Annotated in this window: 23 protein-coding genes and 1 pseudogene; 17 read left to right on the top strand and 7 right to left on the bottom strand. The window is 55.1% G+C overall.

Annotated features, from left to right (window positions below; all coding sequences use genetic code 11):
• On the bottom strand, positions 1-218 hold a 218-nt coding region (locus APU11_RS28965; protein WP_157849611.1), incomplete at its 3' end, for a hypothetical protein.
• A 192-nt stretch (positions 219-410) separates the two neighbouring features.
• Between APU11_RS28965 and APU11_RS18040 the strand changes: the two genes are divergently transcribed.
• The 5 genes and pseudogenes from APU11_RS18040 (at position 411) to add (ending at position 5,742) form a co-directional block, all read left to right on the top strand.
• Positions 411-659 carry an excisionase family protein gene (locus APU11_RS18040; RefSeq protein ID WP_022650951.1) on the top strand — a complete coding sequence of 83 codons (249 nt, stop codon included), beginning with the start codon at positions 411-413 and terminating at the stop codon, positions 657-659.
• Positions 660-691: 32 nt separating this feature from the next.
• Positions 692-1,972 (top strand): site-specific integrase, encoded by a 1,281-nt coding sequence (locus APU11_RS18035; RefSeq protein ID WP_023332828.1) that lies wholly within the window; start codon positions 692-694, stop codon positions 1,970-1,972.
• Between the two features lie 32 nt (positions 1,973-2,004).
• Positions 2,005-3,423 (top strand): annotated as a pseudogene (gene malX, locus APU11_RS18030) (maltose/glucose-specific PTS transporter subunit IIBC); the annotation flags it as partial.
• 48 nt (positions 3,424-3,471) lie between these two features.
• Positions 3,472-4,644, top strand: a complete 1,173-nt coding sequence (locus APU11_RS18025; protein WP_038980399.1) for a MalY/PatB family protein — start codon at positions 3,472-3,474, stop codon at positions 4,642-4,644.
• Positions 4,645-4,740: 96 nt separating this feature from the next.
• Positions 4,741-5,742, top strand: a complete 1,002-nt coding sequence (gene add / locus APU11_RS18020) for an adenosine deaminase (RefSeq protein WP_038980397.1) — start codon at positions 4,741-4,743, stop codon at positions 5,740-5,742.
• A 44-nt stretch (positions 5,743-5,786) separates the two neighbouring features.
• Here add and APU11_RS18015 read toward each other — a convergent pair whose 3' ends face one another.
• A complete protein-coding gene (locus APU11_RS18015) occupies positions 5,787-6,827 on the bottom strand; it encodes an oxidoreductase (RefSeq protein WP_029882780.1) in 1,041 nt (346 codons plus the stop codon).
• 243 nt (positions 6,828-7,070) lie between these two features.
• Here APU11_RS18015 and blr point away from each other — a divergent pair, with 243 nt between their 5' ends.
• The 12 genes from blr to gstA all read left to right on the top strand — a co-directional run bounded on the left by blr (position 7,071) and on the right by gstA (position 17,356).
• Positions 7,071-7,196, top strand: a complete 126-nt coding sequence (gene blr, locus APU11_RS18010) for a division septum protein Blr (protein WP_168112406.1) — start codon at positions 7,071-7,073, stop codon at positions 7,194-7,196.
• A 232-nt stretch (positions 7,197-7,428) separates the two neighbouring features.
• The gene (gene ydgT, locus APU11_RS18005) at positions 7,429-7,644 is read left to right on the top strand and encodes a transcription modulator YdgT (RefSeq protein ID WP_013096896.1); all 216 of its coding nucleotides are present in this window, start codon (positions 7,429-7,431) and stop codon (positions 7,642-7,644) included.
• Between the two features lie 87 nt (positions 7,645-7,731).
• Entirely contained in the window at positions 7,732-8,172 is a 441-nt protein-coding gene (locus tag APU11_RS18000; protein WP_060578684.1) for a DUF2569 domain-containing protein, read from the top strand.
• A gap of 76 nt (positions 8,173-8,248) precedes the next feature.
• Positions 8,249-8,830 (top strand): electron transport complex subunit RsxA, encoded by a 582-nt coding sequence (gene rsxA / locus APU11_RS17995; protein WP_013096898.1) that lies wholly within the window; start codon positions 8,249-8,251, stop codon positions 8,828-8,830.
• Entirely contained in the window at positions 8,830-9,408 is a 579-nt protein-coding gene (gene rsxB, locus APU11_RS17990) for an electron transport complex subunit RsxB (protein ID WP_013096899.1), read from the top strand. The genes rsxA and rsxB overlap by 1 nt, the downstream gene beginning before the upstream one ends.
• Entirely contained in the window at positions 9,401-11,521 is a 2,121-nt protein-coding gene (gene rsxC / locus APU11_RS17985; RefSeq protein WP_058651528.1) for an electron transport complex subunit RsxC, read from the top strand. Before rsxB ends, rsxC begins: the two co-directional genes overlap by 8 nt.
• On the top strand, positions 11,522-12,574 hold the full coding sequence (gene rsxD, locus APU11_RS17980; protein ID WP_058651527.1) for an electron transport complex subunit RsxD: 1,053 nt from the start codon (positions 11,522-11,524) through the stop codon (positions 12,572-12,574).
• Positions 12,575-12,584: 10 nt separating this feature from the next.
• Complete coding sequence (gene rsxG / locus APU11_RS17975; protein ID WP_040023044.1) at positions 12,585-13,205, top strand: electron transport complex subunit RsxG; 621 nt, start codon at positions 12,585-12,587, stop codon at positions 13,203-13,205.
• Between the two features lie 2 nt (positions 13,206-13,207).
• On the top strand, positions 13,208-13,894 hold the full coding sequence (locus tag APU11_RS17970) for an electron transport complex subunit E (RefSeq protein WP_023622212.1): 687 nt from the start codon (positions 13,208-13,210) through the stop codon (positions 13,892-13,894).
• Entirely contained in the window at positions 13,891-14,526 is a 636-nt protein-coding gene (gene nth, locus APU11_RS17965) for an endonuclease III (protein ID WP_020688297.1), read from the top strand. The genes APU11_RS17970 and nth overlap by 4 nt, the downstream gene beginning before the upstream one ends.
• Positions 14,527-15,143: 617 nt before the next feature.
• Positions 15,144-16,652 (top strand): dipeptide/tripeptide permease DtpA, encoded by a 1,509-nt coding sequence (gene dtpA, locus APU11_RS17960; RefSeq protein ID WP_013096905.1) that lies wholly within the window; start codon positions 15,144-15,146, stop codon positions 16,650-16,652.
• A gap of 98 nt (positions 16,653-16,750) precedes the next feature.
• Positions 16,751-17,356 (top strand): glutathione transferase GstA, encoded by a 606-nt coding sequence (gene gstA / locus APU11_RS17955; RefSeq protein ID WP_058651526.1) that lies wholly within the window; start codon positions 16,751-16,753, stop codon positions 17,354-17,356.
• A gap of 86 nt (positions 17,357-17,442) precedes the next feature.
• On the opposite strand, the gene pdxY is transcribed toward gstA, so the two are convergent.
• From pdxY to anmK, 5 genes are all read right to left on the bottom strand, one after another.
• Positions 17,443-18,303 (bottom strand): pyridoxal kinase PdxY, encoded by an 861-nt coding sequence (gene pdxY, locus APU11_RS17950; protein ID WP_058651559.1) that lies wholly within the window; start codon positions 18,301-18,303, stop codon positions 17,443-17,445.
• 66 nt (positions 18,304-18,369) lie between these two features.
• On the bottom strand, positions 18,370-19,644 hold the full coding sequence (tyrS, locus tag APU11_RS17945) for a tyrosine--tRNA ligase (RefSeq protein WP_014831636.1): 1,275 nt from the start codon (positions 19,642-19,644) through the stop codon (positions 18,370-18,372).
• A gap of 125 nt (positions 19,645-19,769) precedes the next feature.
• Complete coding sequence (gene pdxH / locus APU11_RS17940) at positions 19,770-20,426, bottom strand: pyridoxamine 5'-phosphate oxidase (RefSeq protein ID WP_013096909.1); 657 nt, start codon at positions 20,424-20,426, stop codon at positions 19,770-19,772.
• Between the two features lie 57 nt (positions 20,427-20,483).
• A complete protein-coding gene (gene mliC, locus APU11_RS17935) occupies positions 20,484-20,807 on the bottom strand; it encodes a C-type lysozyme inhibitor (RefSeq protein ID WP_013096910.1) in 324 nt (107 codons plus the stop codon).
• Positions 20,808-20,900: 93 nt separating this feature from the next.
• Positions 20,901-22,025: an anhydro-N-acetylmuramic acid kinase gene (anmK, locus tag APU11_RS17930; protein WP_029882777.1), complete on the bottom strand. Its 1,125-nt coding sequence runs from the start codon at positions 22,023-22,025 to the stop codon at positions 20,901-20,903.
• Positions 22,026-22,083: the final 58 nt, after the last annotated feature.

The following is a 22,083-nucleotide window of genomic DNA, read 5'->3' as shown; positions in this document are numbered from 1 at the left end:
CCAGCATGGGCCGCTTTCAGCATGAATTCGAGCCGCTGACCAAAGCACAGGCTGAGCGGATCGCCGAAGAAATCGAAACAGCAGAACACCTGAAGAAGCTGCGCGCCCAGCGTGCGGCATGAGGAGAGATTATGAAGAGTAACGCGGCAGCGCGCCGTCTGCTTGGCATGAACCACTGGCGCAGCAATACGCAGCAAATGCAGTACGTTTCGTGGCATGTAGCAGCAAGAACAGGAAAACAAGCCCCTGGGTGGATTGCTGTGCGAACGCGCAGTTATGGCTTCTGCTATTTCACAGACTGACGCAACTGATAGCCAGTTATGAGCTGGCTATTGGGTGCTAAAGCACCGCCTCACATCCCTTGATGTTATTGCCGCCTACGGGCGGCTTCTTTTTGCCTGGAGAAAACCATGAGCGACATTATTCAGTTGGTACCGAATAAATGGGTCACAGAGGAACTTTTAACTGCGACAACCGGCATGTCAAAGCACATGATTCAGCATGCCCGCCGGTCTACCTGGATGGAGGGAAAGCATTATCGCCATGTTGCCCCTGATATGGCACCTAAGCAAAACAGCCCAATCATGTATAACCGCGATGAGATAAACCACTGGATCGAGCACCAAAGCCCAGCGAAACGCCGGAGAATATCTGCTTAAATGTCCTTTGGCACATCAAACGAGGAATGATTATGGCAGCATACCCAACAGGCGTAGAGGTTCATGGCGAATCGTTACGCATATGGTTCATATATCAGGGGAAGCGTGTCAGGGAAAATCTCGGCGTTCCTGACACGCCAAAAAACAGGAAAATGGCAGGCGAACTTCGGGCTTCAGTCTGCTTTGCGATAAAGACAGGCACATTCAATTATGCCTCGCAATTCCCTGATTCATCGAACGCAGAGAAATTCAGCACTGTCAGAAAGCAAATCTCACTACTTGAACTGAAATCGAAATGGCTTGGGCTTAAGGAGATGGAGCTTAGCCTCGGGACTTTGCGGCGTTACGATTGCCACCTCACAACAACCATCGAAACTATTGGTGAGCACAGGTACATCGGCAGCCTGAACACTGAAGATATCCTTAGTGCCAGGAAGGAGCTACTGAACGGCTGGCAGAAGACCAGACATGGCCTAAATCATCCACCCAAAAAGGGAAGAAGCGTTCCTACAGTCAATAGCTATATGGCATGCCTTGGCGGGATGCTGAGCTTTGCTTTCAAAAGTGGCTACCTGAAAACCGATCTGATGGCAGGTATTACCCCTCTAGCAAAAGAAAGACCCATTCCAGATCCTCTTACTTCTGATGAGTATCAGAGAGTGGTTGCGGCCTGCCCAACGCTACAGTTTCAGAATATGGTTATCTTTGCGGTAAATACAGGCGTCAGGCATGGCGAACTAAGCGCGTTATCCTGGGAGGATGTGGATACTGTCAACTGGACTGTTACAGTGTCACGGAACTATTCCCTGAAGGGAAACTTCACCCTGCCAAAAACCAACGCCGGGATTCGAACAATACAGCTGACCCAGCCAGCAATTGATGCACTCAAGGCGCAAATGCCACTGACCAGAATGATGGCATCCCACAAGGTAAGCGTCAGCCTACGGGAATACAAAAAAAAGAGAACCGATGAATGCACCTTTATATTCTCGCCGTCCATTACTTCAATGAACGGTAAGAAGACGATGTGCTACGTCCCCGGATCCATTAATTCAGCCTGGCGCACTGCCCTGCGTCGTGCAGGCGTCCGACAAAGACGGTCTTATGAAACCAGGAACACATATGCGTGCTGGGCACTGGTCGCCGGAGCGAACCCAAATTTCGTTGCGCACCAGATGGGCCATTCGTCAGCGCAAATGCTATTCACGGTTTACGGTAAATGGATGACCGAGAATAACCATGACCAGGTGGGCATTTTGAACGCATCATTTACTCAAAATGCCCCACCGATGCCCCATAGAAAAACCGCATAACCTTAACTATCTGATTTAACATATTAATATCACTTCAATCATGATTCATCTGGATGAGTAAGGTCGGCTCCTTTGCCTTCAGTTTCCTGCCCGTGATGTTCTGTATCGCCATCCCGCTGGGCCTGGCGCGTGAGAATAAAGGCGTGGCGGCGTTCGCCGGTTTTGTGGGCTACGCGGTGATGAACCTTGCGGTGAACTTCTGGCTGACCGCCAAAGGCATCCTGCCCACTACCGATGCTGCGGTGCTGAAAGCCAACAACATTCAGAGCGTGATTGGTATTCAGTCCATCGACACTGGGATCCTCGGCGCGGTGATCGCGGGGGTCATTATCTGGATGCTGCATGAGCGCTTCCACAATATCCGCCTCCCCGATGCCCTGGCTTTCTTCGGCGGCACCCGCTTCGTGCCAATTATTACTCTCGTGGTCATGGGGCTGTTTGGTCTGGTCATCCCGCTGATCTGGCCGGTCTTTGCGCTCGGTATCAACGGTATTGGCCGTATCATTAACGGCGCGGGCGATTTCGGCCCGATGATCTTCGGTACCGGCGAACGTCTGCTGCTGCCGTTTGGCCTGCAACATATTCTGGTGGCGCTGATTCGCTTCACCGAAGCAGGCGGTACCATGGAAGTGTGCGGTCATGATGTAAGCGGTGCGCTGACCATCTTCCAGGCGCAGCTGAGCTGCCCAACCACTCATGGCTTCTCTGAGAGTGCGACCCGCTTCCTGTCACAGGGTAAAATGCCGGCCTTCCTCGGCGGTCTGCCAGGCGCGGCGCTGGCGATGTACCACTGCGCCCGACCTGAAAATCGTCACAAAATTAAAGGGCTGTTGATTTCCGGGGTAATCGCGTGCGTTGTAGGCGGTACGACTGAGCCTATCGAATTCCTGTTCCTGTTTGTCGCGCCGGTGCTGTATCTCATCCACGCGGTGCTGACCGGTCTGGGCTTTACCGTGATGGCGGTGCTGGGCGTCACCATCGGTAACACCGACGGCAACGTAATTGATTTCGTGGTGTTCGGCATCCTGCATGGTTTGTCCACCAAGTGGTATCTGGTGCCGGTCGTGGCGGCGATCTGGTTCGTGGTGTACTACGGTATCTTCCGCTTCGCCATCACCCGCTTTAACCTGAAAACGCCAGGCCGCGATGCCGAAACCGCCACCAGCGTGGAACAGGCCGTTGCCGGTACAGTGGGTAAATCGGGTTATAACACGCCGGCAATTCTGGCGGCGCTGGGCGGTGCGGATAACATTACCTCTCTGGATAACTGCATTACCCGTCTGCGTCTGTCGGTGGCGGATATGTCGAAAGTGGATACCAATGCCCTGAAAGCCAACCGGGCAATCGGCGTGGTACAGTTGAATCAACACAATTTGCAGGTGGTTATCGGCCCGCAGGTGCAGTCGGTCAAAGATGAGCTGGCCACCCTGATGCGCACAGTCGAAGCCTGATGCCTCACCCCCTCACGCTGAGGGGGTTTTACTTTAAGGACATACGTCATGTTTGATTTCTCGACCGTTGTCGATCGCCACGGCACCTGGTGTACACAGTGGGATTATGTTGCCGACCGTTTTGGTGCCGCCGACCTGCTGCCCTTTACGATCTCTGATATGGATTTCGCCACCGCCCCCTGCATTATCGATGCGCTACATCAACGTATTGATCACCGCGTGTTTGGCTACAGCCGCTGGAAAAACGAAGAATTCCTGGCCGCGGTGGCGCACTGGTTCCAGCAACGTTTTAACAGCCGGATTGATACTGAAACCGTTGTTTATGGCCCTTCCGTGATCTATATGGTCTCTGAGCTGATTCGCCTGTGGTCGATGCCGGGAGATGGTGTGGTGGTGCATACCCCGGCTTATGACGCGTTTTATAAAGCCATTGAAGGCAATGCGCGCCGCGTGGTGCCAGTGGCGATGGAGAAACAGGCGACGGGCTGGCAGGGAAATATGGCCGCGCTTGAGGCCGCCCTGGCGAAACCGGAAAACAAAATATTGCTGCTGTGCAGCCCGCAAAACCCGACCGGCAAGGTCTGGACGCAGGAGGAGCTGGCGCAGATGGCTGAACTGTGCGCGCGCTATGACGTGGCGGTGATAAGCGATGAAATTCATATGGACATGGTATGGGGAGAACATCGCCACACGCCATGGAACAGGGTCGCGCGCGGTAAATGGGCACTGCTGACCTCAGGCTCCAAGAGCTTTAATATCCCGGCACTGACCGGCGCATATGGGTTAATAGGCGATGAGGAGAGCCGTAATGCGTATCTGAGCGCGCTAAAAGGCCGTGACGGCCTCTCCTCTCCCTCCGTGCTGGCACTGACGGCGCATATTGCCGCCTATCAGCAGGGTGAGCCGTGGCTTGCCGCGCTGCGCGACTATCTGGAAGAGAACCTGAAATTTATCGCACGTGAAATGAACAGCGCTTTTCCGGTACTAAACTGGACGCCACCCGAGGCGACCTATCTCGCCTGGATTGACCTGCGCCCGTTAAATATTGACGATCGCGCCCTGCAAAACGTACTGATTGAGCAGCAAAAAGTCGCCATCATGCCGGGATATACCTACGGAAACGAAGGCATCGGTTTTATCCGCCTGAATGCCGGCTGCCCGCGCAGCAAGCTGAAACAAGGGGTGCAGCGGCTGATTGCGGGTATCAACACGCTCCTGTAGTTTGTTTGCGCAACGGAATATTCCCTTGCGCAAATAGCTTTTTACCTCGTTTTGTTTTTATAATGTGGCGCACTTTAACCAGAAAAGAGTGCGACCATGATTGATACACGCCTGCCTTTAACAGATATTCATCGTCACCTTGACGGTAACATTCGTGCCCAAACCATCCTCGATCTTGGCCGCCAGTACAATTTAACGCTCCCTGCTCAATCGCTTGAAACCCTGATCCCGCACGTTCAGGTCACCTCTAATGAACCGGATCTGGTCAGTTTTTTGAGCAAACTCGACTGGGGCGTAAAGATGCTGGCCTCACTGGATGCCTGTCGCCGTGTCGCTTTTGAGAACATCGAAGATGCCGCCCGTAACGGCCTGCACTATGTCGAACTGCGCTTTTCGCCAGGCTATATGGCGATGACCCACAGCCTGCCCGTTGCAGGCGTGGTTGAAGCCGTTATTGAAGGTGTCCGTGAAGGGTGCAAAGCCTTCGATGTGCAGGCCCGTTTGATTGGCATCATGAGCCGTACCTTCGGCGAAGCGGCCTGTCTGCAGGAACTGGAAGCGCTGCTGGCGCATCGTGACGCGATCACCGCAGTCGACCTGGCCGGGGATGAACTGGGCTTCCCGGGCAGCCTGTTCCTGTCACATTTCAACCGCGCACGTGATGCCGGCTGGCATGTAACCGTTCACGCCGGTGAAGCGGCGGGGCCGGAGAGCATCTGGCAGGCCATCCGTGAACTGGGTGCCGAGCGTATCGGTCACGGTGTAAAAGCGGTGGAAGATCGCGCCCTGATGGACTTCCTGGCCGAGCAACGTATCGGGATTGAATCCTGCCTGACCTCCAATATGCAGACCAGCACCGTGCCCGCGCTGGATAAGCACCCGCTGAAAACCTTCCTTGAGCACGGCGTGCTGGCCTCGCTGAATACCGATGACCCGGCGGTACAGGGCGTGGACATTATCCACGAGTACACTGTCGCCGCACCGCAGGCGGGCCTGAGCCGCGAACAGATCCGCCAGGCGCAGATTAATGGGCTGGAGATGGCCTTCCTCACGCCGGAAGAGAAGCAGGCGCTTCGGGATAAGGTGGCAAACGCGTAACCCCTTTGCCGGGTGGCGGCTACGCCCTACCCGGCCAACAAAACTTATGCCAGACAGAGCGTGGCGCGATGTTTGGCAGATTCAATGCCCAGTTCAATCAACTCCATGATCTGAATCGCCTGGCTGGCTGGTACCGGGTTTTCCCCCGTGCCGTTCAGCGCATCACGCACGGCCGCATAATATGCCGGGTAGTTCCCCGGGCTCGTCAGCAAGGTTTCTTCCACCAGCGTCTCCCCCTCCACTTTGGTCACTACCCCGTCTCGCATATCATATCCCCAGTCTTCCTGAGGCAAACGCTCGCCGTTTTTCAGCCGGTCTTCCTGCGGATCCAGACCAAACTTCACATAGCTCCCCCGCGTGCCGTGAATGATATAACGCGCAGATTCCGCAGCCGCAACCATCGTTCCGTGCAGCACTATCCGCCGTTGCGGGTAGCTCAGGATGGCATGAAAATAATCGGTCGTTTGCGCGCCGGGTCTGAGCTGGGCCAGATCAACCGTCATACTCACCGGCAGACCAAACAGATTCACGGCCTGGTCGAGCAGGTGTGGGGCTAAATCGTACCAGATGCCGCTGCCTGGCCCGGCTTGCTCACGCCAGCGGTTTCGCACCTGCGGCCGAAAGCGGTCAAAGTGCGATTCAAAGAAGGTTATCTCCCCGAGCGTTCCCTCGCTGAGCAGCGCTTTTACCGTGAGAAAATCGCTGTCCCAGCGGCGGTTATGAAACACCGACAGCAGTCTGCCAAGGCTTTTCGCCAGCGCGTCCAGCTCGCGTGCCTGAGACAACGTCACGGTAAAGGGTTTATCGACGACGACATGCTTACCGGCTTCCAGCGCCGCTTTCGCCAGCGGGAAATGGGTATCATTCGGCGTGGGGATCACAATTAAATCGATATTCGGATCATTGAAAAGGTGCTTAGGCTCAGAGACAACCGGAACGGTGGGCCAGTCGGCATGCACCTTGGTGGCATCGCTGCTCGACATCGCCGCCAGCGCCATTCCCGGCGTACCGGCAATTAACGGCGCATGGAATGTTTTGCTCGCATACCCGTAACCAATAAGCCCGACACGGATGCTATCACTCATAGTGTTGCCCTCTCCTGTGATGTTCTTATTTCACACTGGCTAACCTGGCCTCATGACAGATTAAGCATGTGCCATATGACTTAAAATAGCATCCTGCTCCGCTTGTTTTTGTTATATGGGGTTAACCCGCTGATTGTGCTTAAGGGAACCGTTCCCAAAGCACTTGCTGTCTCCCCCCTGGCGCTGTAACATTTGCAACCGGTATTTATGGATAAATTACAAACACGAATTATGACGTCAATTATTAATCGAATCATTGAATTAGCGGGATGGATTGTTCTTGGGGTATCGGTCATTTTGCTTGGCGTTGCCAGCCACATCGATAACTACCAACCGCCGGAGCCTGTCACTGTCGCCCAACCTAAGTAACCGGTTACGGTAATAAAGAGTGACATAATATGTCAGTTACTTATTGCCACTCCTGGTGAACACGGTTAACCTTCTCTTCCAGGCATCATCAGATGCCTGAATCTTTCGCAAAGAAAACTCCTAATTTAGTCGCGTTACCTGAGTGGGCAGTTTACGTCTTTATTAATCCGTTTATTATTCAAACGAATTACCTTAACGGGTATGACTCACTTTTATATGGAAACTTATTAATATGACAGTTCAGGACTATTTATTAAAATTTCGCAAGATCAATTCCCTTGAGAGCCTGGAAAAACTGTTTGACCACCTGAACTACACGCTGTCGGATAATCAGGACATCATCAATATGTATCGTGCAGCGGATCATCGCCGTGCGGAGCTGGTCTCCGGTGGCCGTTTGTTTAACGTCGGCGAAGTGCCTAAGTCCGTATGGCGTTACGTTTTATAAGAAAGTAGCCATCCGCGCGAAATGTTATATACTCTCCGCCCTGCAAACTGGCTGTACAACATTTCGCGCAGATTTATGGGAGAGTTCATGACCGCAACGCCTGGAGAAAGAATTGGAGGCTGGTTAATCGCCCCACTGGCATGGCTGCTGGTTGCCTTATTAAGCGCATCACTTGCGCTGCTGCTTTATACCACCGCGCTGGTTACCCCTCATGCAATCCAGACCCTGATGTCGCAAAGTGTGCCGAATATTACGCTGTGGTTCGTGTCGTTCGTCTTCGCCATTGGCATGTGGTACTACACGCTGTGGCTAACCATTGCGTTCTTTAAACGCCGCAAAAATGTGCCTAAGCACTACATCATCTGGCTGCTCGTTTCCGTACTGCTGGCGGTGAAAGCCTTTGCTTTTTCACCGGTTTCGGACGCGCTGGCCGTTCGTCAGCTGCTTTTCCCGTTACTGGCGGCGGCGCTTCTGGTGCCCTATTTCAAGCGTTCGACGCGGGTGAAGAACACCTTCGTGAATCCGTAATAACCTTACAGATAACCTGTTGTCGCCTGTTGTGGTTTATCCGATAATAGGCGGCTTTTTTATTTCAGGCTGAATAATGACCGATTACTTACTGCTCTTTGTCGGCACAGTGCTGGTTAACAACTTCGTTCTGGTGAAGTTCCTTGGCCTGTGTCCGTTTATGGGCGTGTCCAAAAAGCTGGAAACGGCAATGGGCATGGGGCTGGCAACCACCTTCGTGATGACGATGGCGTCCATCTGCGCCTGGTTGATTGATACCTGGATCCTCATCCCGCTGGGTTTAGTCTATCTCCGTACGCTGGCCTTCATTCTGGTCATTGCCGTGGTGGTGCAATTTACCGAAATGGTGGTGCGTAAAACCAGTCCGGCGCTCTATCGTCTGCTGGGTATCTTTCTGCCGTTGATCACCACCAACTGTGCCGTTCTTGGCGTAGCGCTGTTGAACATTAATCTCGGGCATAATTTCATGCAGTCGGCGCTGTACGGTTTTTCTGCCGCCGTCGGTTTCTCGCTGGTGATGGTGCTGTTTGCCTCTATTCGTGAGCGCCTCGCCGCAGCGGATATCCCTGCGCCCTTTCGCGGAAACGCGATTGCGCTGGTGACCGCAGGTTTAATGTCTCTGGCCTTTATGGGCTTTAGTGGTCTGGTGAAGTTGTAATGAATACCATCTGGATTGCCATCGCCTCCATCAGCGTGCTGGGGTTGGTGTTTGGCCTGATTCTGGGTTACGCCTCCCGCCGATTCGCGGTGGAGGACGATCCTGTTGTTGAAAAAATCGATGAGCTTTTGCCGCAAAGCCAGTGTGGGCAGTGCGGCTATCCTGGCTGTCGTCCCTATGCAGAAGCCGTGGGTATTCAGGGTGAGAAAATCAACCGCTGTGCGCCAGGTGGCGAAGCGGTAATGCTGAAAATTGCAGCGCTGCTAAACGTCGACCCGCAACCCATTGACGGCGATGCACAGGTGCAGGAGCCCGTGCGCGCCCTCGCGGTGATTGACGAAGCGAACTGCATTGGCTGCACCAAGTGTATTCAGGCATGCCCTGTCGACGCCATTGTTGGCGCCACCCGCGCCATGCACACCGTTGTGGCGGATCTGTGCACCGGCTGTAACCTCTGCGTGGCCCCCTGCCCGACGCAATGTATTGAGTTGCGCCCGGTTGAAACGACTACCGAAAGCTGGAAGTGGGATCTTCAAACCATTCCGGTTCGCAATATTCCTGTGGAACAACATGCTTAAGTTATTTTCTGCTTTCAGAAAAGAGAAGATTTGGGACTTTGACGGCGGGATCCATCCGCCAGAGATGAAAACCCAGTCCAGCGGCACGCCGCTGCGTCAAATTCCGCTGGCGACCCGTTTCGTCATGCCGCTGAAGCAGCACATTGGCGATGAGGGTGAGTTGTGCGTTAAAGAAGGCGATACCGTCCTTCGCGGCCAGCCATTGACCTTTGGTCGTGGGCGTATGCTGCCGATCCACGCCCCGACATCCGGTAAAGTGGTGGCGATTACCCCTCACACCGTTGCACATCCGTCAGCCCTCTCCGAACTGAGCGTCATTATTGAAGCCGACGGCGAAGACCGCTGGATAGAACGTGATGGCTGGAGCGACTACCGCGCCCGCAGCCGGGAAGCGCTTATCGACCGTATTCATCAGTTCGGCGTTGCCGGGCTGGGTGGCGCAGGGTTCCCGACCGGCGTCAAACTGCGCGGTGGCGGCGATAAAATTCAGACCCTGATTATCAACGCCGCTGAATGCGAACCCTATATCACCGCCGATGACCGCCTGATGCAGGACTGCGCCGCGCAGGTCGTGGAGGGGATCCGTATCCTCGCCCATGTGCTGCAGCCTCGTGAAGTGCTGATTGGCATTGAGGATAACAAACCGCAGGCCATTTCCATGCTGCGCGCGGTGCTCGCCGGTAGCCACGATATCAGCCTGCGCGTCATTCCGACCAAGTACCCGTCAGGCGGTGCAAAACAGCTGACGCAAATACTCACCGGAAAGCAGGTTCCCCACGGCGGCCGCTCGTCGGATATTGGCGTGCTGATGCAAAACGTGGGTACCGCCTACGCCGTGAAACGCGCGGTGATTGACGGTGAACCCCTGACCGAACGCGTGGTGACGCTGACGGGCGAATCAGTGTCTCGTCCGGGGAACGTCTGGGCGCGTCTGGGCACGCCGGTTCGTCATCTTCTGGAGCAGGCCGGATTCTGTCCCGGCAGCGATCAGATGGTGATCATGGGCGGTCCATTGATGGGCTTTACCCTGCCGTGGCTGGACGTTCCGGTCGTAAAAATCACTAACTGCCTGCTCGCCCCCTCCCCCACCGAAATGGGTGAAGAGCAGGAAGAGAAAGGCTGCATCCGCTGCAGCGCCTGTGCCGATGCCTGCCCGGCCGATCTGCTTCCACAGCAGTTGTACTGGTACAGCAAAGGTCAGCTGCACGATAAAGCGCAAGCGCATAATCTGGCTGACTGCATCGAATGCGGCGCGTGCGCCTGGGTCTGCCCTAGCAACATTCCGCTGGTGCAGTACTTCCGTCAGGAGAAGGCCGAGATTTATGCCATCTCGATGGAAGAAAAACGCGCTGCCGAAGCGAAAGCCCGCTTTGAAGCCCGCCTGGCTCGTCTGGAGCGTGAAAAACTGGCCCGTCAGGAGCGTCATAAGCAGGCTGCCGTTCAGCCAGGCGAGAAAGATCAGGATGCCATTAACGCGGCGCTGGCTCGCGTGCGCGAGAAAAAAGCGACCGCAGCGCAACCTGTGGTGATCTCCGCCGGTGAGAAGCCAGATAACAGCGAAGCCATTGCCGCACGTGAAGCGCGTAAGGCCGCGGCGCGCGCGCGTCAGGCGGAAAAAGCGCAAACAGGGCAACCGGAAGAAACCCGTGTCGATCCGCGTAAAGCGGCCGTTGAAGCGGCCATCGCCCGCGCCAAAGCACGGAAAGCGGGAGAGCAGCAGGTAGTCGTTGAGCAAGAGGCCACAGACCCGCGCAAAGCCGCCGTTGAAGCCGCGATAGCCCGCGCTAAAGCGCGTAAAGCGGCGCAGCAACCGCAACCAGCCACAGAAGAGGCGCCGGTCGATCCGCGCAAAGCGGCTGTCGAAGCGGCCATCGCCCGCGCCAAAGCACGGAAAGCGGCGCAGCAACCACAACCAGCTGCAGAAGAGGCACCAGTCGACCCGCGCAAAGCCGCTGTCGAAGCGGCCATCGCCCGCGCCAAAGCGCGGAAAGCGGCTCAGCAGGAAGTACAACAGCCTGCCGCGAACGACGATCCACGCAAAGCCGCCGTCGCCGCCGCGATTGCACGCGTTCAGGCGAAGAAAGCCGCACAGCAAGCAGTTAACGAGGATTAAATGGTTTTCAGAATCGCAAGTTCCCCTTACACCCATAACCAGCGCCAGACGTCGCGCATTATGATGCTGGTCTGCCTGGCTGCACTGCCGGGTATTGCCGTTCAGTTCTGGTTTTTCGGCTGGGGAACCCTGTTCCAGTTAGCACTGGGCTGTGCCAGCGCCGTAGCAGCCGAAGCGCTGGTGCTGAAGCTGCGTAAGATGAACATCTCCCGTATTCTCAGCGATAACTCCGCTCTGCTGACGGGCCTGCTGCTGGCCATCAGTATTCCGCCGTTTGCGCCGTGGTGGATGATCGTGCTCGGTACGGTGTTTGCGGTGATTATTGCCAAACAGCTGTACGGTGGGCTGGGCCACAATCCCTTTAACCCGGCGATGGTCGGCTACGTCGTACTGCTTATCTCCTTCCCGGTACAAATGACCAGTTGGCTGCCGCCGAACGATATCGCCGCCACGGTGCCGGGTTTTATGGATGCCCTTCAGGTGATCTTTACCGGCCATACGGCGTCCGGTGCCGATATGAATGCGTTGCGTATGGGCGTGGATGGTGTCAGCCAGGCCACACCGCTCGATACGTTTAAAACGTCCCTGCGTGCCGGGCACAGCGTTGAGCAGATCATGCAATCAGCTATCTACAGCGGCGTGCTGGCCGGTGCAGGCTGGCAGTGGGTTAACCTGGCATATCTGTTGGGCGGCCTGTTTCTGCTGCAGCAGAAAGCGATCCGCTGGCATATTCCGGTGAGCTTCCTGGTCACGCTCGCGGTCTGCTCCACGCTGGGCTGGTTCTTCTCTCCTGAATCCCTGGCGAGCCCGCAGATGCATCTGCTCTCAGGTGCCACCATGCTGGGCGCGTTCTTTATTCTGACCGATCCGGTAACCGCCTCGACCACCAATCGCGGTCGTCTGATCTTCGGTGCGCTGGCCGGTCTGCTGGTGTGGCTGATCCGCAGTTTCGGCGGATACCCGGATGGCGTAGCGTTCGCCGTCCTGCTTGCCAACATCACCGTTCCGCTCATTGACTACTACACGCGCCCGCGCGTGTACGGCCATCGGTAAGGGTTTCGCGATGCTGAAAACAATGCAAAAACATGGCGTCACGCTGGCCATTTTCGCTGCTGTCCTCACCGGGATGACGGCACTGGTGAACGAACTGACCAAAACGACCATTGATGAACAGGCCGCAAAGCAGCAACGCGCGCTGTTCGATCAGGTGATGCCGTCTGATTTCTACGATAATGACCTGCAGAAAAGCTGTTTCGTGGTACAGGCGCCGCAGTTAGGTAAAGGCCCGCATCGTCTCTATATCGCCCGTAGAGGCGATAACGCGGTGGGCGTGGTGATGGAGGCCACGGCACCAGACGGGTATTCCGGTGCCATTCAGCTACTTGTGGGTACCGATTTTTCCGGTACCGTGTTGGGTACCCGCGTGACTCAACACCACGAAACGCCGGGCCTTGGGGATAAAATTGAGACACGCCTGAGCGACTGGATTTTGCATTTTGCCGGTAAGGTGATCCACGGCGAAGCGGACACGGCATTTGCCGTCAAGAAAGATGGCGGCGAGTTTGACCAGTTCACCGGGGCCACCATTACGCCGCGTGCCGTCGTGAATGCCGTAAAACGTGCCGGGTTGTATGCAGAAACGCTGCCTGCGCAGATTAACAATCTTCCGGCCTGTGAGGAGTGAGCATGAGCCAGGTTAAAGAGGTCATTGTCCAGGGGTTGTGGAAGAACAACTCCGCGCTGGTACAGCTGCTGGGATTGTGCCCGCTGCTGGCGGTGACATCCACCGCTACCAACGCATTGGGGCTGGGGCTTGCCACCACGCTGGTGCTTACCCTGACCAACCTCTCCATTTCCACCCTGCGCCGCTGGACGCCGTCGGAAATCCGTATTCCGATTTACGTCATGATCATTGCGTCAGTGGTGAGCGTCGTTCAGATGCTGATTAACGCCTACGCGTTCGGTCTGTATCAGTCCCTGGGGATTTTTATCCCGCTGATCGTTACCAACTGTATCGTGGTGGGGCGTGCAGAAGCCTTTGCCGTGAAGAACACCCCGGCGATGTCGGCCCTGGATGGTTTCTCCATCGGAATGGGGGCCACCTGCGCGATGTTCGTTCTGGGCTCACTGCGTGAAATTCTTGGCAACGGTACCCTCTTCGACGGCGCAGACGCGCTGCTGGGAAGCTGGGCTAAAGTTTTACGCATCGAGGTGTTTCATACTGATACGCCGTTCCTGCTGGCTATGCTGCCACCGGGTGCGTTTATTGGCCTTGGCATGATGCTGGCGATAAAATACCTGATTGATGAAAAACGTAAGCGCCGCGCGGCTGAGCGCAGCGTGCAGGAAGGGATACCCGGGAAAGCCTCATGAACAAAGAAAAGCGCATTGCAATCCTCACCCGTCTTCGGGACGCAAACCCGCACCCGACGACTGAGCTGAATTTCACTTCGCCGTTTGAGCTGCTGATCGCAGTGCTGCTTTCGGCTCAGGCCACTGACGTGAGCGTGAATAAGGCCACCGCCCTGCTCTATCCGGTGGCCAATACCCCGAAAGCCATGCTGGAGTTGGGCGTGGAAGGGGTGAAGTCTTATATCAAAACCATCGGGCTGTTTAACAGCAAAGCGGAGAACGTCATTAAGACCTGCCGCATTTTGCTGGAGCGTCATGGTGGTGAAGTGCCGGAAGATCGCGAGGCGCTGGAAGCGTTGCCGGGTGTGGGACGTAAAACGGCGAATGTGGTACTTAACACCGCGTTTGGCTGGCCGACCATCGCGGTTGATACCCATATTTTCCGTGTCGCTAACCGAACCAACTTCGCTCCGGGTAAAAATGTCGAACAGGTGGAGGAGAAACTGTTAAAAGTGGTTCCCGCTGAATTCAAAGTCGACTGTCATCACTGGCTTATCCTGCATGGCCGTTATACCTGCATTGCCAGAAAGCCTCGCTGCGGCTCATGTATCATTGAAGATCTCTGCGAATATAAAGAAAAAGTGTATCCCTGAGCGGCGTTATTCCTTTTTACTTTCGCATCATCAAGACCTTACTAAAGGAAGGCTTAACTAAAAACCTTCCTTTAGGCCGCAAGTTGTCCGCTTATGTTCTCTTATGCCCTGTCAATTGTTCGGTCATTTAACGCTCAAACAGGTTAATAGTTTTTTCACTACCGAAAATTTCTATACATTTGTGATCGCGATCACTCTGATAACTTCATGTTGATTTTTTGTTGTCAGATCCCACCTAAACCCTTTGCCAGACAAGATGTAATCCTTCAATGGCCGCAGATAAGACCACTCATTTTTCAGAATATGGGCTATATGACTGCATTTAACGGCAAATAGCAGAACATATCGCCACACAACCCTCTCCGCCGGTTTTTCGCAGTCAAAAAAACCAACAAAATCCATTGTGTGAAATTTAACGCTGAATAACATTTGCAGAAACCGAGGATTATAGCGGCTCAGTTATATGTAACAGATTATTACAAACGTATTGCCAGACGGGTCAGGATAGTGAACATTACCCGCCGTTTCTCCTCCCAATATAACTATAAAGCGGATGGACTCCGACCATCACGCTATGAACACCCCCGTTAATATGGGATGTAAAAAAAGAGGTATATGTGTCAACTGCAAACAATAAACCAACAGATGAAAGCGTGAGTTTGAACGCTTTTAAACAGCCAAAAGCGTTCTATCTCATCTTCTCTATCGAGTTATGGGAGCGTTTTGGTTATTACGGCCTGCAAGGGATCATGGCGGTTTACCTGGTAAAACAGCTGGGTATGTCCGAAGCCGATTCCATCACGCTGTTCTCTTCATTCAGTGCCCTCGTTTACGGTCTGGTCGCGATTGGCGGCTGGCTTGGTGATAAAGTTCTGGGTACGAAGCGTGTCATTATGCTGGGCGCCATTGTTCTGGCAATCGGCTATGGTCTGGTTGCCTGGTCTGGTCATGACGCAGCCGTAGTCTATATGGGTATGGCAACCATCGCCGTTGGTAACGGATTGTTCAAAGCGAACCCGTCATCCCTGCTCTCTACCTGCTACAGCAAAGATGACCCACGTCTGGACGGTGCATTCACCATGTACTACATGTCCATCAACATTGGTTCATTCTTCTCCATGCTGGCAACCCCATGGCTCGCCGCAAAATTCGGCTGGAGCGTGGCGTTTGCGCTGAGCTTTGTCGGTATGCTGATTACCGTTGTGAACTTCCTGTTCTGCCGTAGCTGGGTTAAGGACTACGGTTCAAAACCTGATTTCGAACCGGTGCATATGGGCAAACTGCTGGCCACCATCGTGGGTGTTGTTATCCTCGCGGCCATCGCCACCTGGTTGCTGCATAACCAGGGTGTTGCACGTGCCGTTCTGGGCGTGGTGGCACTGGGTATCGTCATCATCTTCGCGAAAGAAGCCTTCGCGATGCAGGGTGCGGCCCGTCGCAAGATGATTGTGGCTTTCATTCTGATGCTGGAAGCGATTATCTTCTTCGTGCTCTACAGCCAGATGCCAACCTCGCTGAACTTCTTCGCTATTCGCAACGTTGAGCACTCCATCCTGGGTATCGCGTTCGAGCCGGAGCAGTATCAGGCGCTGAACCCGTTCTGGATCATGATTGGTAGCCCAATTCTGGCGGCTATCTATAACAAGATGGGTGACCGTCTGCCAATGCCGCACAAGTTCGCCATCGGTATGGTGCTGTGCTCTGGTGCGTTCCTGGTGCTGCCACTGGGTACCAAATTTGCGACTGACGCCGGTATCGTCTCCGTTAACTGGCTGATCCTGAGCTATGCCCTGCAGTCTATCGGTGAACTGATGATCTCCGGTCTGGGTCTGGCGATGGTTGCACAGCTGGTGCCACAGCGTCTGATGGGCTTCATCATGGGTAGCTGGTTCCTGACCACTGCCGGTGCAGCCATCATCGCAGGTAAAATCGCAAACCTGATGGCGGTGCCTGAGAACGTGACTGACCCGCTGGTCTCCCTGAATGTATACGGTACCGTCTTCCTGCAGATTGGTATCGCAACGGCGGTTATCGCGGCGCTGATGCTGCTGACGGCACCGAAGCTGAACCGTATGACTCAGGACGACGACAAAGCGACGAAAGCGACCGAAACCGCTACCGCGTAACGTTATTGAGAAACGATGAGCCGCTAATTTATTAGCGGCTTTTTTTTTGTTTGCTTGCGCACTAACATAGCTGAAACCTCAGCAAAAAGGAGTTACCGATGAAACTGTTCTACAAACCGGGCGCGTGCTCTCTTGCTTCCCATATAACCCTGCGCGAGAGCGGCAAAGATTTCACGCTGGACGGCGTTGACCTGATGAAAAAGCGCCTGGAAAACGGCGACGATTTTTTTGCGATTAACCCGAAGGGACAAGTTCCGGCCCTGCTTCTGGATGACGGTACCCTGCTGACAGAAGGCGTCGCCATTATGCAGTACCTGGCAGACAGCGTGCCCGATCGCCAGCTGCTGGCCCCGGTAAGTACGGTTTCACGCTATAAAACGCTCGAGTGGCTGAACTATATTGCAACCGAACTGCATAAAGGATTTACGCCACTGTTCCGCCCGGATACACCGGAAGAGTACAAACCGACCGTTCGCGCCCTGCTGGAGAAAAAGCTGCAGTACGTCAATGAGTCATTGAAGGACGATCAGTATATCTGCGGGGCACGCTTCACCATCGCCGATGCGTATCTCTTTACCGTGTTGCGCTGGGCGCGTGCGGTTAAGCTGAATCTGGACGGGTTAGACCATATCGCAGCATATATGGCGCGTATGGTGGAGCGCCCTGCGGTGGCCGCGGCGCTGAAAGCGGAAGGATTGAATTAACCGGGTCGTTATTGCCCGGCGGCGCTTCGCTTGCACGGGCCTACGGGATTTGTAGGCCGGGTAAGCGCAGCGCCACCCGGCATAGTTTAGAGCTGTGTTGCGCTGAAATAGTGCTCCGGCTGCGCAATACGATCCTGTGCCGCGATCACCTGCAGTTCGTATTCCTGCATCTCTTTCGTCGCAATCATAATTTCGTACACCGCTGCAGTCACATGCTCAAGCGCTTCGCGCCGCGTCGCCCCCTGTAGCAGTTTCACCAGCAACAATCCGCTGGTCACATCTCCCACGCCCACTGGCTGACGCAGGCCAAAATCTACCAGCGGACGGCTGATGTGCCAGGCTTCGTCTTTGGTCACCAGCAGCATCTCAAAGCGGTCTCTGCTCAGCCCTGCACGGGCGAGATGTTTCACCAGCACAATCTCAGGCCCCTGGGCTATCAGTTCACGAGACGCGCTTACCGCCTCTGCTACGCTGTTAACCGGATGCTCGCAAAGGATCTCCAGCTCAATCAGGTTGGGCGCGATGATATCGCTGGCAGGTAACGCATGGCGAACATGGAATTCAGCCACGCCAGGCGCCACAATGCAGCCTTTTTCCGGATGCCCCATCACCGGATCGCAGAAGTATTTTGCTGCGGGATTGGCTGCTTTAGCCTGGCGAACGATGCCGAGGATATGCTCCCCCTGCTCTGCGGAGCCCAGGTAACCACTCAGAACCGCGTCACAGCGTTTGAGCTGGTCGATATCGGCAATGCCCTGCACGATCTCCGTGAGATGCGAAGGCGGCATCACGCAGCCGGTCCATTTGCCGTATTGTGTATGGTTTGAGAACTGTACGGTATTGAGGGGCCAGACGTTAGCCCCGAGGCGGCGCATCGGGAATTCCGCCGCGCTATTGCCAGCATGTCCAAAAACAACGTGGGACTGAATGGCGAGGATGTTCTTCATTTTATGCTTACCAAACCCTGAAAAAACAAAAAGGGCGTGGTTTCCCACGCCCCTGGAGATTTTTATTTATTTCCAGCAGACCAGACAGTAATTTTTCTTACCGCGACGCAGCAGCGTGTAGCGGCCATACAGGCGATCGCTGTCGGCGAAGGTGTATTCCGGGTCAGCCTGTTTTTCACCGTTGATGGTGATGGCGTTAGACGCAATGGTTTTACGCGCCTGCCCACGAGACGGCTGCAGCTCAGAGTCCACCAGCGCCTGCATCAGGTCAGCCCCTTTCTCCATCTCCACCATCGGTACGCCATCCTGCGCCAGCTGCTCGAAGTCAGCTTCGCTCAAATCGCTCAGCGTACCGTTGAACAGGCTTGCGGTAATGCGTTTCGCCGCAGCCAGACCTTCTTCACCGTGAACCAGTTTGGTCACTTCATCCGCCAGCACATACTGCGCGCGTGGTGCTTTACCGCTGTTTTTATCTTCTTCTTCCAGGGCGTTGATGGTTTCAATGTCCATGAAGGTGAAGAACTTCAGGAAGCGGTAAACATCGGCATCCGCGGTGTTGATCCAGAATTGATAGAATTTGTACGGGCTGGTTTTCTTCGGATCGAGCCATACCGCACCGCCTTCGGTTTTACCGAATTTAGTCCCGTCGGCTTTGGTGATCAGCGGCACGGTCAGACCAAACACCTGGTTTTGATGCAGGCGACGGGTCAGATCGATACCGGAAGTAATGTTACCCCACTGGTCAGAACCGCCAATCTGCAGGCAAACGCCGTGCAGTTTGTTCAGACAGGCGAAGTCGTAGCCCTGTAGCAGGTTATAAGAGAATTCAGTAAAGGAGATACCTTGATCGTCACGGTTCAGGCGCTGTTTCACCGCTTCTTTGTTAATCATCTGGTTAACAGAGAAGTGCTTGCCGATGTCACGCAGGAAGGTCAGCACGTTCATGCTGCCAAACCAGTCGTAGTTATTGGCGGCAATCGCGGCGTTATCACCACAGTTGAAGTCGAGGAACGGTGCAACCTGTTTGCGGATCTTATCCACCCACTCCTGCACGGTGTCTTCGGTGTTCAGTTTACGCTCAGCGGCTTTAAAGCTTGGGTCGCCGATCAGACCGGTCGCGCCGCCCACCAGGGCCACAGGCTTATGGCCTGCCATCTGGAAGCGTTTCAGGCATAACAATGGAACAAGATGCCCCAAATGCAAGCTGTCAGCGGTGGGATCAAAGCCGCAATAGAGCGCGATCGGGCCTTGCGCCAGTCGCTCTGCTAACGCTTCCTCGTCCGTCACCTGGGCCACGAGGCCCCGCTCTTGCAATTGTTTAATCAAGTTACTGCTTGCCATCAAATTCTCCATGTATAAACGACTGCACCTTTGCCGGTACACGACTTTTCGCCTGATGCGAAAGGACCATAGAATAAAGCGCAAGCGCGGCGTGCGCTAGCGCTTAAATCAACAAATTTCGGGGATTACGGTGCAAGCCTGTCGATTTTCCAGCCGCCGTTGTCGCGCTGGTATAAAAAGCGGTCGTGCAGGCGATGTTCGCCCCCCTGCCAGAACTCAATCTGCTCGATCGGGATGCGGAAACCGCCCCAGAAGCTGGGCAGTGGAATTTCGCCCTGCTGGAATTTCTGCTTCAGTTCAAGGAATTTGCTTTCCAGCACGCCGCGGGCAGAAATTCGGCTGGACTGTTTTGAGACCCAGGCGCCAATCTGGCTGTCACGCGGGCGGCTGTGGAAGTACTTCACCACTTCCAGTGTGGAAAGGCGCTCCGCTTTGCCTGTGACCATGACCTGGCGTTCCAGCATATGCCAGGGGAACAGGAGACTGATTCGGGGATTGTTCTCTAAATGGTGTGCTTTGCGGCTGCCCAGGTTGGTGTAAAACACCAGCCCTTTCTCGTCATAATGCTTAAGCAGCACGATACGTTGATACGGTTGACCATTTTCGTCCACCGTGGCAACCACCATGGCCGTTGGGTCGGCCAGTTTTGCTTCGCAGGCCTGTTTCAGCCAGCGTTCAAAAAGCACCAGAGGTTCAGCGGGAAGATCCTGGCGACGCAGGCCGCCTTTGGTGTATTCACGGCGCAGATGCGCAATTTGCTGCAGTTCGTCGTTATCAGACATGGCATTAGGTGACGTTGAGATTGGGTGGCGCTATTGTGCGCCGCCCCTGTGAAAATCTCAACGCTTCGGATTTTCGAGCTGGCAATTGTTCAGCACGATGCGGTCGCGTTTGTAGACGGTGGCGCTGTCACCTTTCGACCAGAAGACGTAAATACCGTCGCTGTAGCGCGCGCCGGAGGCGGAGATCCCCTGCTTGAGCGTCAGCAATTTATTGTCATAGACAAAGCTGGCTTCCTGGCGGGGATTATTAAGCTTGACGGTCAGCGGCTTTTCATCACAGCGATATTCCAGCGTGTCGGTCTGCATGCGCTCAACGAGCTGGTTATAGACGCTGCAGCCTGACAGCAAGACAGGTACAGCAATAAGAAGAAGTTTTTTCATGAGCGTATTCCGAAGACTATCCTGGTCCTGGAGGGCTAATGGGCCCTCCTGTTCCCTTTTATTTTACCGGCGACGCGCTGCGCTGAATTTCAGTTAACTCTGATTATGGCGGGGATTGGCCGGGAAAATGGCACCGAGAACGCTGGCTTCGCGTGCGCCGGTGACTGAGGGCAAATTCCCCGGCAGCCCGGCAACGGTGCGCCAGGCAAGCCAGGCGAAGGCCAGCGCTTCCATGTCGTCTCCGCTGATGCCGGCTTCATCGGTGGTTGTCACTTCGGTGCCCGGCAACAACCCGGCAAGGCGCGCCATCACCAGCGGGTTGCGGCTTCCGCCCCCGCAGACCAGCAGACGTTCGCAGCCACCGCTCAAAAGTACCTGTTCTGATATGGAGACCGCCGTGAGCTCGGCCAGCGTCGCCTGAACATCCTGCGGTGCCAGCGCCGGGAACCGAGCCAGCTGACGTTCAAGCCAGCCATAGTTAAAATACTCGCGTCCCGTGCTTTTTGGTGCCGGCAGGGCAAACCAGGGATCGCTAAGCATGGACTGCAGCAGCGGGATAATGACTTTGCCTTCGCTCGCCCACTCCGCGTCTTTATCATACGGTTTACCGCACTGACGCCAGATCCAGGCATCCATCAGCATGTTACCCGGGCCGGTATCATATCCCCGTACCGGCTGGCCCGGGATCAGCATCGACAGGTTGGCAATACCGCCAATGTTAAGCACCATACGGCGCTCTGACGGGTGCCCCAGCAACGCCTGGTGGAAGGCCGGCACCAGCGGCGCACCTTGCCCGCCCAGCGCGATGTCGCGACGCCGGAAATCACCCACGACCGTGACGCCCGTTTTTGCCACAATCTGATTATTATCGCCAATTTGCAGGGTATGCGGCGCATCGCCAGTGGGTTCGTGCCAGACGGTCTGCCCGTGACAGCCAATCGCGACCACATCCTGCGGCCGGAGATTCTCTTTATGCATCAGCGCCAGCACCGCATCGGCAAACAACGCCCCCAGCCTGACATCAAGCTGTCCAAGCTGCGAAAGCGTCAGCTGTTGCCCCTGGCAGATGCTCAGGATCTCCTCTTTCAGCGAAACAGGGATAGGCCAGGTCAGACTTGCCTGTTGTGCCACCATGTTTTCGTCTATGGCGGCCAGAACGACATCTACCCCATCCAGACTGGTGCCAGACATCACACCAATATAGCGACCCGATTTCATGCGCTTTCCTTACGTTGCGTGGGCTAAGGATAACCACTCAACCATAAACAGCCCCGCT

The sequence above is a fragment of the Enterobacter sp. 50793107 genome (assembly GCF_001463365.1).
GTDB lineage: Bacteria > Pseudomonadota > Gammaproteobacteria > Enterobacterales > Enterobacteriaceae > Enterobacter > Enterobacter cloacae.
This window is presented reverse-complemented; position numbering and strand designations above follow the sequence as displayed.

Coding starts and splice junctions, on each gene's coding strand:
- APU11_RS18040 (WP_022650951.1), top strand. CDS start 411: ATGAGCGACATTATTCAGTTGGTACCGAATAAATGGGTCACAGAGGAA.
- APU11_RS18035 (WP_023332828.1), top strand. CDS start 692: ATGGCAGCATACCCAACAGGCGTAGAGGTTCATGGCGAATCGTTACGC.
- APU11_RS18025 (WP_038980399.1), top strand. CDS start 3,472: ATGTTTGATTTCTCGACCGTTGTCGATCGCCACGGCACCTGGTGTACA.
- add (WP_038980397.1), top strand. CDS start 4,741: ATGATTGATACACGCCTGCCTTTAACAGATATTCATCGTCACCTTGAC.
- APU11_RS18015 (WP_029882780.1), bottom strand. CDS start 6,827: ATGAGTGATAGCATCCGTGTCGGGCTTATTGGTTACGGGTATGCGAGC.
- ydgT (WP_013096896.1), top strand. CDS start 7,429: ATGACAGTTCAGGACTATTTATTAAAATTTCGCAAGATCAATTCCCTT.
- APU11_RS18000 (WP_060578684.1), top strand. CDS start 7,732: ATGACCGCAACGCCTGGAGAAAGAATTGGAGGCTGGTTAATCGCCCCA.
- rsxA (WP_013096898.1), top strand. CDS start 8,249: ATGACCGATTACTTACTGCTCTTTGTCGGCACAGTGCTGGTTAACAAC.
- rsxB (WP_013096899.1), top strand. CDS start 8,830: ATGAATACCATCTGGATTGCCATCGCCTCCATCAGCGTGCTGGGGTTG.
- rsxC (WP_058651528.1), top strand. CDS start 9,401: ATGCTTAAGTTATTTTCTGCTTTCAGAAAAGAGAAGATTTGGGACTTT.
- rsxD (WP_058651527.1), top strand. CDS start 11,522: ATGGTTTTCAGAATCGCAAGTTCCCCTTACACCCATAACCAGCGCCAG.
- rsxG (WP_040023044.1), top strand. CDS start 12,585: ATGCTGAAAACAATGCAAAAACATGGCGTCACGCTGGCCATTTTCGCT.
- APU11_RS17970 (WP_023622212.1), top strand. CDS start 13,208: ATGAGCCAGGTTAAAGAGGTCATTGTCCAGGGGTTGTGGAAGAACAAC.
- nth (WP_020688297.1), top strand. CDS start 13,891: ATGAACAAAGAAAAGCGCATTGCAATCCTCACCCGTCTTCGGGACGCA.
- gstA (WP_058651526.1), top strand. CDS start 16,751: ATGAAACTGTTCTACAAACCGGGCGCGTGCTCTCTTGCTTCCCATATA.
- pdxY (WP_058651559.1), bottom strand. CDS start 18,303: ATGAAGAACATCCTCGCCATTCAGTCCCACGTTGTTTTTGGACATGCT.
- tyrS (WP_014831636.1), bottom strand. CDS start 19,644: ATGGCAAGCAGTAACTTGATTAAACAATTGCAAGAGCGGGGCCTCGTG.
- pdxH (WP_013096909.1), bottom strand. CDS start 20,426: ATGTCTGATAACGACGAACTGCAGCAAATTGCGCATCTGCGCCGTGAA.
- mliC (WP_013096910.1), bottom strand. CDS start 20,807: ATGAAAAAACTTCTTCTTATTGCTGTACCTGTCTTGCTGTCAGGCTGC.
- anmK (WP_029882777.1), bottom strand. CDS start 22,025: ATGAAATCGGGTCGCTATATTGGTGTGATGTCTGGCACCAGTCTGGAT.